Origin of the sequence: Leisingera sp. (assembly GCF_034669605.1) — a bacterium.
In the GTDB taxonomy this organism is placed as follows: Bacteria; Pseudomonadota; Alphaproteobacteria; order Rhodobacterales; family Rhodobacteraceae; genus Leisingera.
The window spans coordinates 1-5,480 of record NZ_JAXMOX010000263.1; the positions used below are offsets into that span (position 1 = coordinate 1).

Annotated in this window: 6 protein-coding genes; 1 reads left to right on the forward strand and 5 read right to left on the reverse strand. The window is 66.1% G+C overall.

What is annotated here, in order from left to right; translation table 11 throughout:
* Positions 1 to 158: 158 nt before the first annotated feature.
* The 4 genes from VOI29_RS22250 to VOI29_RS22265 form a co-directional block, all read right to left on the reverse strand.
* Positions 159 to 1,499, reverse strand: coding sequence for a hypothetical protein (locus tag VOI29_RS22250; protein ID WP_323783772.1), 1,341 nt, complete (start codon positions 1,497 to 1,499; stop codon positions 159 to 161).
* Positions 1,500 to 1,574: 75 nt separating this feature from the next.
* Positions 1,575 to 2,999, reverse strand: a complete 1,425-nt coding sequence (locus VOI29_RS22255; protein ID WP_323783774.1) for a TolC family outer membrane protein — start codon at positions 2,997 to 2,999, stop codon at positions 1,575 to 1,577.
* A gap of 136 nt (positions 3,000 to 3,135) precedes the next feature.
* Positions 3,136 to 3,789: a protein-L-isoaspartate O-methyltransferase gene (locus tag VOI29_RS22260; protein ID WP_323783776.1), complete on the reverse strand. Its 654-nt coding sequence runs from the start codon at positions 3,787 to 3,789 to the stop codon at positions 3,136 to 3,138.
* A gap of 232 nt (positions 3,790 to 4,021) precedes the next feature.
* Positions 4,022 to 4,363 (reverse strand): TraR/DksA C4-type zinc finger protein, encoded by a 342-nt coding sequence (locus VOI29_RS22265; protein ID WP_323783778.1) that lies wholly within the window; start codon positions 4,361 to 4,363, stop codon positions 4,022 to 4,024.
* 235 nt (positions 4,364 to 4,598) lie between these two features.
* Here VOI29_RS22265 and VOI29_RS22270 point away from each other — a divergent pair, with 235 nt between their 5' ends.
* On the forward strand, positions 4,599 to 4,736 hold the full coding sequence (locus VOI29_RS22270) for an entericidin A/B family lipoprotein (RefSeq protein ID WP_084294418.1): 138 nt from the start codon (positions 4,599 to 4,601) through the stop codon (positions 4,734 to 4,736).
* A gap of 61 nt (positions 4,737 to 4,797) precedes the next feature.
* Here VOI29_RS22270 and VOI29_RS22275 read toward each other — a convergent pair whose 3' ends face one another.
* The gene (locus VOI29_RS22275; RefSeq protein ID WP_323783780.1) at positions 4,798 to 5,040 is read right to left on the reverse strand and encodes a hypothetical protein; all 243 of its coding nucleotides are present in this window, start codon (positions 5,038 to 5,040) and stop codon (positions 4,798 to 4,800) included.
* Between the last annotated feature and the right edge of the window lie 440 nt (positions 5,041 to 5,480).

The window sequence follows — 5,480 nt, forward strand, 5'->3', positions numbered from 1 at the left end:
CGCCGGGCCCAACGGGCGAGAGGCTTTTTCCAAAGCCGCGAGCCGGGCGGGAGCCCCCTGCCTTGCTGCACAGGCACGGGCTGCAATATCCGGCCCGGAACAAAAAAGGCGCCCCGCTGGAGCGCCTTGAGAAATCCTGATAAACGCTGCTGCCGCTGTCAGAGCAGATCATGTGCCGCCAGAGCGCGCTGGATTTCGCGGCGGACCAGTTTGCGCACGTTGCGGGTGATGCGCTCCCCAAGCGGGCCCTGCAGCTCCTCGCGCACGATACTGGCCACCAGTTCGCGCAGGCTGTCCTCGTCGAGATAGCCGTCAGCGGATTCGGTCAGAGTTTCCAGGGCAGCCCCGGCGGCAGCGGCTTCGGCAACAGCGGCTTCGGCGACGGTTTCAGCCCGCGCAACCGTGCTGCCATCGTTGACGCCGGGGCCCGGCAAAACCTCTGCGCCCGCATCCTGCGGCGCATCATCAGCGGCGGAGGCGCCGCCCCCGGCCTGCGGTCCGGCACGGCGGGCGGAAAGCGGTTCGTCGCGCCATTCGATGGTGTCGGGGACGGTGCCGGCAAACGGCGCCTCCGTCTGACTGTCCGGCTCCCATTGCTGCTGGTCCTGGTTTTTCCCGCGGGCGCTGCGGGCCTCAAGCTCGGCGATTTTGCGCACAACAGAGGCAGCGCGGGCACCGGCGGTTTCAATGGCGTGACCGCTGTCCGGGGCCTGACGGCCCGCAGGCGTTTCAGCGGCCGGACCGGCTGTGCCGTCTGCCGGCTGGTCCGCGTCTGCGGCAGCGGCAAAAAGAGTGGCATTGGGGTCGCCCCAGGGGACGTCCGCCGCAGCACCGGGCGCCGTTTGCGGTTGCGGGTCCTGCACGTCTGCATTCAGGCCTGAATCCGGGATGCCCGTGTCCGGATGCCCGGCATCCGAGCGGCCCGTTTCCAAGCGGTTCAATTCCAAATGGTCCGTATCGAAATGGTCCGTATCGAAATGGTCCGTATCGAAATGGCCCGTATCGAAATGGCCCGCATCGAAATGGCCCGTGTCCAAATCGCCTGGATCCGGCTGGACGGCCTGCAATCCGGTGTCCGGCTCCGCATCGGCCAGCCCGTCATCCAAGGACGATCCGGTTTCAGGCACGCTGCTGCGGTGGCGGAAGGCAATCGGGGCTTCCGCCTCCAGAAGCGCCGCGCTGCCGGTCCGGCCGATTGGCTCCGGAGCCTCAGCGCCGTTTCCGGCCTGGCCAGCGCGGTCAGCGGCGCCGGCAGACGGGCGGCGGGGTGCAGACCCGGTTTCAACCGCCGGATCATTAGCCGCCGGATCATCAACTGCCGGAACTTCGGCTGCGGGGGGGCAGTCTGGACCGCCCTCCTGCACCCGCAGGGCGGGTGTCAGAACCAGCCGCGCCGCCGGTTCGGGAACCGCCGGCCCGCTGCGGCTGTCATCACTCACCAAGCGGCGGATTGAGGACAATACATCTTCGATCTCAGCATGGGTAACTGGGTCGGACATTTTATAAACCACTCTTGCCTCTTGAGTCAGAGTGTAGCGGCCTTCCCGTCACCGCACAACCGATAGGATGAATTGTCAGTTACGTCCCAAGGCCTTGAGCACCCGGTCCAAATCCTTGCCGCGCTTGCTGTATTGCGCAGGCGCGTCCTTGACCAGGTTGTAATAGAGCGTGGGGTCGTAAATCTCCACCGCCAGCCCAAGATGCTCGGCGGTGAGCAGCCCCTGTGCCTGCAACAGCTGGTAGGCCGCGATCACCTGGCTGGCACGCGCAGTCACCTCGCCGGTCTGAGCATCGAGATACTGCTGCTCTGCCTGCAGCACGTCCAGCGTCGTCCGTGCCCCCAGGGTCGCCTCTTCCCGGATGCCGTCAAAAGCAACCTTGGACGCGCGCACCCGTTCATTGGAGGACACCAGGGTCGCCCGCGCCGTTTCCACATTAAAGAACGCCGAGCTGACATTCTGGCGCACGGCACGCTGGATATTGATCAGGGCGCCGCGTTCCGAGTCGGCACCTGCAATGGCCCGCCGCCGGGTCGCCGCGTTGAGACCGCCGGCATAGAGCTGTTGCGACAGTGTCACCGAAGCCGAAGCATCCGAGTCGGTGCCGGTGCTGCCGTTCACGTCCTCGCTCAAGCCTGCGGAGGCACGGAACCTCACGTTCGGCCCCAGGGCTTTGGTCGCTGCCTGGACCAGAATGTCGGCGGATTTGACCGAATGCTGCTGCGCCAGCAGATCCGGCTGGTTGCGGGCCGCGATGGACTGCGCCCCGTCAATCGAAACTGCCCGCGACGGCAGCCGCGGCTGGCCGGCAATCCTGCCCGGCGCGTGGCCGACGATTTGCAGATAGGTCGCCCGGGCGGTCAGCAGAGCGCCCTCGGCATCGGTCAGGTTGGCACGCGCGGCAGCCACCTGGCTTTGCGCCAGCGCGACATCGGTACGGGTCACCTCGCCCACTTCGAACCGGTCCTGCGCCGCCTTCTGCTCCTCTTGCAGCAAGCTCAGGTTGTTGCGGCGCAGGGCGACATTCTCCTGCCCCTGCAGCACCCCCACATAGGCCTGAACGGCATTGAGCAGCACCGTCTGCTCGACACTCAGCAACTGCTGGCGCGCTGCAAGCACCAGCTCCTGCGCCGCCAGTTTGCGCAGGCGGGTCTCGCCGCCGTCATAGAGCAGCTGGGTCAGCTGGATCTGGGTGCCGAGATCGTTGTTGGTGAACTCGTTGAAAGTGCCGAACTGGTTGATGCTGCGGGAATAGGTATGGCTGGCAGTGATTGTCCAGTCGATCACCGGGCGCAGCCGGGACAAGGCAATCGCCACGTCCTCATCCGCGGCCCGCAGCAGCGCCCGGTTCTGATCCAGCAGGCCGCTGGTCTTATAGGCGCCGATCATCGCGTCGGACAGGTTGTCCGCCGCGGCCGCCACAGGCACCAGCGCCGTGGCCGCCACGCCGCTGGCAAACACAAAAGCCTTCAACACACTCGCCGGGAATTTCATTCGCATCGGTTGCCTTATCTTTTGCCGCGCCGCCAGCCGCGGTGGTTTTTTTCTGCACTCCGGGCGCTCTTTTGTCCGGCGCCCGGCCTCTGGTTCAGTTTAACGGCGGCATCGCTGCAAACGCAATGCCGCGATCCGCGGATCAGAGCGCGAAGTCACGCGCGGCGGCAAACCCCGGAAGCACCGGGGCGCCGGCATTGAAGGCAAACCGCCAGGAAATCCCGGTGCCGCTTTTATAGCCGATTTTCAACTCGCCAAGCGCGCCGGTCATCATCAGCGCCGCAATCCGGCCGCCGTCCTTGAGCTGGTCCAGCAGCGCCGCGGGCAGCGCCTCGACGCCGCCCTCGACCAGGATCACGTCATAGGGGCCGTGTTCGGCAGCCCCTTCCGCCAGCGGGCCGGTGTGCACAATGGCATTGTCCGCGCCGGTCTCCGACAGCAGCTCCTGCGCGTCGGCGGCCATGTCCGCGTCTTCTTCGACGCCGATCACCATCTGCGCCATCCGGGCGGCCACAGCGGTGGAATAGCCCAGCCCGCAGGCCACATCGAGCACCAGTTCGTCGTTCTGCAGATCCACCGCATCCAGCATCTTGGCCAGGGTGCGCGGCTCCATCAGCACCCGGGCGCCGCCCAGTTTCACGTTCTTGTCCGCGTAAGCCGCCTCGCGCTGCGCGTCCGGCACAAACTGTTCCCGCGGGACTGCCAGCATCGCCTCGATGATCGGATATTTGGTGACATCCGACGGACGGATCTGGGTGTCCACCATCATGCGGCGGCGCTCAGGGAAATCTGGCATCTGCTAAACTCATTTGTTCAGTCGGTCAGGCAGGTTGTGACATATCCCGGCCGGCACGGCAACGGGGGCTTTTGCAGGAAGCCCCGAAGTAGTGCAGCGCTGCGGCGGCGGTTCAGGACCGGCACCGGCCGGCGGGGCGGCTGCCCCCCGGCTGTGGAAGATCCCGGATCTGTCTGAGGCGTGTCACCCTGCCGCCCTGCCCCGCTGCAGCCGGGGCCGGGCGGCCGGGCTGTCAGAGCGCGCAGCTTTTGCAGAAGGGCGAGGCCGGACGCTGGTCCAGCCAGTCATCGGCGATATTGTCGCCGCAAATCCGGCAAAAGCCATAGGACCCCTCGCGCAGGCGGGCCAGAGCCGCATCGATGCGGCGCAGCTCGTCCAGGCCGGCCCTTGCCGGGACCGCGATGGATCCGGCACCGGCAAGGCCTGCCCCCGCCTGCCGGGCCGACCCCATCTGCACCGGGTCCGGCGCGCGGCCGGTATGTGCCGGCGCCGGCGCCAGGGCGGTATTTTCCAGGGTGCCTGCCAGCGCCATCCGGCGCAGTTCAAGGGTTTGTTTTCTGGTGGAAAAGTCCATAGTACATGCCCTCCAGCTCAAATTTCGCACAACGTGCCGCGGAGTCAAAGCTACCGCCTTGATCCAGGTCAATATATCCGCGACTTCCGGGTATCACACTACCCTATAAGTTGCAAATTTCTGGTAAATCGCTTTCCGGCCTGCACTACGGCCCCGGCAATTCCGCTGGCCTGCGCCACAGCGGCTTGCTAGATATCCCGGCAAACACCCAGGCAGAGATAAGGAGCCTTAGACGATGATCAGGATTTTTGCGTGTGCGCTGATGCTGCTGGGGCTGGCCGCCTGCGAGACCACCAAGGGCGCCGGGCGCGACATTTCCAAGGCCGGCCAAGCAATCAGCGGCGCCGCACAGGACGTGCAGGACGCGCTGTAAGGTTTTTGTTTTTCTGTCGATCGAAACGCCCGGCCCGGTGCCGGGCGTTTTTGTTGCGCGGTCAGTCGATCCCGAGCAGCGCCTTGGCCTCGGCCAGGGTCGCGACCGAGGCGTCATGATCGCCGGCCTCATGCTGGGCCTGGCCCTCGCTGCGCAGTTCCTGCACCGTTGCCAGATCCGCCTCAGACAGCTCCGTCCCGGCGGCCAGTGCCGCATCGATGGCGGCCATGTCGGCGGGGCATTGATGGGCAAAGGCAGGAACCGCCAGCAGGCACAGCGCCGCGGCCAAAGTCAGATGTTTCATGGTGTCATCCTCCCCAGGTGAACGGGGCGGAGAATAGCACGGAACGGGCACGGTTTCAGGTGGAGAGTTGCGGCCCGGCGGCGGATCGGCGGAGAGTGGCGCATGGGGTGCGGCGGCACTGGATGATGGGCAGGATTGCCCGCGCTGCGGGAACGCGAGCGGCCTCCGTTTCATTGCAGGGCCCTGAATACCGGCTTTCGCAGGGCCAAACCAGCACGCGGACGGCAGCGCCCGGCCCTGGGTGGGTGCGAAGCGCCCTCCCCGTTTGCCGGAGGCAAACCTGCGGTTTGGCGGGAGGGCCGGGCGTTGCCCGGCCTGGCGACCGGGCGGGACGTTGGATAGGCCAGTAACAACAAACGGGACCGAGGCCCCGTGTTGCAACTGTCTGAATATGTAGCGTTTCCGCCGCATAGGGCACCGACGTGGACAAGCCGCGCAAC